Here is a 3231-nt window from a genome sequence, read left to right on the forward strand (position 1 = left end):
TACGACCCTCACGTAAAACAGCACACCATTGTGTGCAGTTTCACGGGTTTGTTTTAAAGAAACATTTCTTAAGGCACTCAGATCCATTTCATGGCGCAGACCATGAATGGTATAACGATAAAGCCATTGAACACCTCTATCTTTACGTTTGTGAAGAAGCAAGCCGGTGCACCATTACACACTTTACCAGCTCATGAGTGTTGCGATAGCCCTTGGCACTAGAGAGGTTTCATAAGAGCCATTTTTAATTCTTTCTTGTACGGTTTTTTCACATGGACTATCCGCTTGTAGTGTGCAAGCAAGTGATTTTGATTGCTTCAAGATACACAGATTTGTAATGAGAGAATTGTACGGTATTCAGGACTCTCATTCAACATACAAAACAGTGAACTATCATTATAAATCAATGTATTGCACGTTTGTGAAGAAGCAAGCCGGTGCACCATTACACACTTTACCAGCTCATGAGTGTTGCGATAGCCCTTGGCACTAGAGAGGGTTCATAAGAACCATTTTTAGTTCTTTCTTGTACGGTTTTTTCCACATGGACTCCCCCCCGCTTGTGACGTGCAAGCAAGTGATTTTGATTGCTTCAAGATAAGCAAGTTTGAAATGAGAGAACTGTACGATATTCAGGGTTCTAATTCAAGTTGAATAACGATAAATTATCTATATAAATCAATACTTTGTTCTTATGCTAAAGGTGAAGTGGATGTCATAAAATTTGGTAGCCATATCCTTGCAAACATTGATGTCAAAAAAATCAGAAAAAATATAGGGTTATAGATATCATTTTCGGCATGTTTTGGTTTTTCTGTAAGGCGCATTCGTGATTGGAAACAGGGACGATATTCTATAGATACTTTTTCTCGTTTGTTACTTTCAATCATTGAAAATGAACCTGAAGCGATCAATTGTGCTCTTAAAAAATCTCTATTGGCATAAGAGGGGGAGGGTATCGTTTTTTTTAAAAAGCATCACGGCGCTTGAAAGGGTCGTAATAAATTTCTGTTACACGAAATTTTCCTTCTAAACGTTTACATTGGATGATGACATCTATCATCGAGATTAATAAGCCGCGGATATCGTCGCGTGCTAAATTACCACCCCCGTCACTTTCTTTGACTAAAAGGGTCATTTGTTCAAAGGCGGCGAGTGCTGTTGAGGCATGGACGGTGGTGATAGAACCTGGGTGACCGGAATTGACATTACGGATATAGTAAAAGGCTGTACCATCACGCAGCTCTTGCAAAAGAATTCTGTCGGGGCGCATACGCAATCCAGATTCAAGCAGTTCTTTTGCTCCAGCTTTTGCTAAGCCTTGATTATCTTTTGAATAAAAGAGCTGCACTTTGTTTGTGTGTGGAACGACAAGCTCGGGCGTGTCTTCTATGGTGAGAATGCGTTCATATTCAGGGATTTTTGCAATTAAAGCTTTGGAGAGGGTTGTTTTACCAGAACCGGTTTTTCCAGAGATTAAGATATTTTGTTGTGTAACAACAGCGCGTTCTAAAAATGTACAAAAGTCTTTGGCGATAAAGAGATCTGTTAGCTCTTTTTCTGTATCAGAGAGTTCACTTGCCCGTTTTGTCATTTGTTCAAGGGGGGTAAAACTAACGTTTCTGGTGACAGAAAATAGCTGGTTTTCGTGTAGACTTTCAAGAGAAAAAGTGCGTGATGAAGGTTTACGAATTGTCATGCTCATGGTGTTGGGGGCAACAGCAGGGGGCATGACAATTTGTATGCGTTCGTTATTGGGCAGTGTTGCGGAAAGAACGGGATTTTCTACACTAATTTTTTGTGTTGTGTAGGCAGCAACAACTTTCGCAATCCCTTCTAGTTCGCTGTAGGTTAGCTCTTTTAAGATGTGGGTTTGCCAACCATTTGGACCCTCAACAATCACTTCGCCTGGGCGATTGACAACAATCTCAAATAAATTCTCATCATTGAGGAAGTCATCTAAGATTTTTAATTTTGTTAAAACGATAGAGGCTCGTTCTATGTTTTTTGCTGTTGGCATAATATACTCTGAACGTGAGAATTAAAAAAAGGAATAGCCTGGCGTAGAACGCGAGAAAGCGTTTCTCTTTTTTCTTGTGATGGTTAATTTATAAACAGAGGAAAAATCGAGATCTTTTGCTACGAAAATGTTGACCAGTTCGCCTTGAAATTTTTCTAAGGTAGGAGGGATATTGATTTGATTTTCAAGGGCAATACTGGCGGCTTCTTTTCCAGTGTTGTTTGCGCCTTCAAAACCGCCGCCTCCAGAGTTGTTTGAACCTCCTTTATTGGAATTGCCTACTATTTTATTTGTTAAAACTGTTGTGGCACCATCAATAACGGTCAACAAAAGGGAAGAGCCAAAGCGTTCCCACCAATGGGTGTTGATGTTGCCATCAAAACCAGCTCTTCCTAAACTGTCTGTTGCGGGTGAGGCAAGGTCGATGATGACACCGGTTGGAGTTTTTGCTCTTGTCCAGAGAACAAAGAGGCGGGATTGACCTTGTTTTATCCCTCCGCGGTATTCGCCAATCACTTGAGTTCCTTTATCAAGTAAAACAACGCGACCATTGTCGGAGAGGATATCACGGTTAATAATGCAGCTTGCAAAGCCTGGTTGCTCACTGTTTAATGCCGTTTCTAAGATACAGGGAATAGAGGTTCCCATGGCGATGATAAAGTTTCTATTGCCGATGAGTTTTGCTTTTGCTTTTGCTTCTTCTGTTTTGGTAGGCTTTAATAGGGTCGCAAAATTTTGTGTGTCTTGAAGGGCAGAGGAATTTTTCATATTGGCGAGATTTTCAAGGGTATTGAATTTTTCAAAGGGATTGAGAGTCGTGTTGACAATGTCTTTTAATTGAGACCTAGAGCCTTTGGCAAAAGCAAGAACGGGGGCGCGTCTTGCGGCATCAAGTAAGGGATCATCTTTTTTCGGTTCTTGTGCGAGTGGTTGTGGGGGTGGTAAGGTTATTGGCGCTATGTTTGCACGCGGGTCAGAGGGGACGAGCTCTAAAGGGGCGAGGGAATTGTGAAAGCTTTGTTCTTGTTTTTTATGAGCTTTTGCGGTGTCTTTTTGTTCTGTGGGGGTGGATAAGATGTTCCAGAGGACATAGCCGCAGATTCCTATACAAGCTATTGCGACAACTATTTTTTTGCCGGCGGTTTTGGCGCTATTGTTTTTGCCATCTCCAATAGATCCTCGATCTTCGATGATTGATTTATCACTCATGT

General features: G+C 41.2%; 2 protein-coding genes and 1 pseudogene. All 3 read right to left on the reverse strand.

Annotated features, from left to right (window positions below; genetic code table 11):
* Positions 1-165 (reverse strand): annotated as a pseudogene (locus ACFIO3_RS10475) (integrase); the annotation flags it as partial.
* A gap of 802 nt (positions 166-967) precedes the next feature.
* A complete protein-coding gene (virB11, locus tag ACFIO3_RS10480; RefSeq protein ID WP_375606526.1) occupies positions 968-2020 on the reverse strand; it encodes a P-type DNA transfer ATPase VirB11 in 1053 nt (350 codons plus the stop codon).
* Positions 2021-2041: 21 nt separating this feature from the next.
* Complete coding sequence (gene virB10, locus ACFIO3_RS10485) at positions 2042-3229, reverse strand: type IV secretion system protein VirB10 (protein WP_375606525.1); 1188 nt, start codon at positions 3227-3229, stop codon at positions 2042-2044.
* Positions 3230-3231 lie beyond the last annotated feature (2 nt).

It is taken from the genome of Bartonella sp. AD328YNZD (assembly GCF_042196425.1).

Coding starts and splice junctions, on each gene's coding strand:
- virB11 (WP_375606526.1), bottom strand. CDS start 2,020: ATGCCAACAGCAAAAAACATAGAACGAGCCTCTATCGTTTTAACAAAA.
- virB10 (WP_375606525.1), bottom strand. CDS start 3,229: ATGAGTGATAAATCAATCATCGAAGATCGAGGATCTATTGGAGATGGC.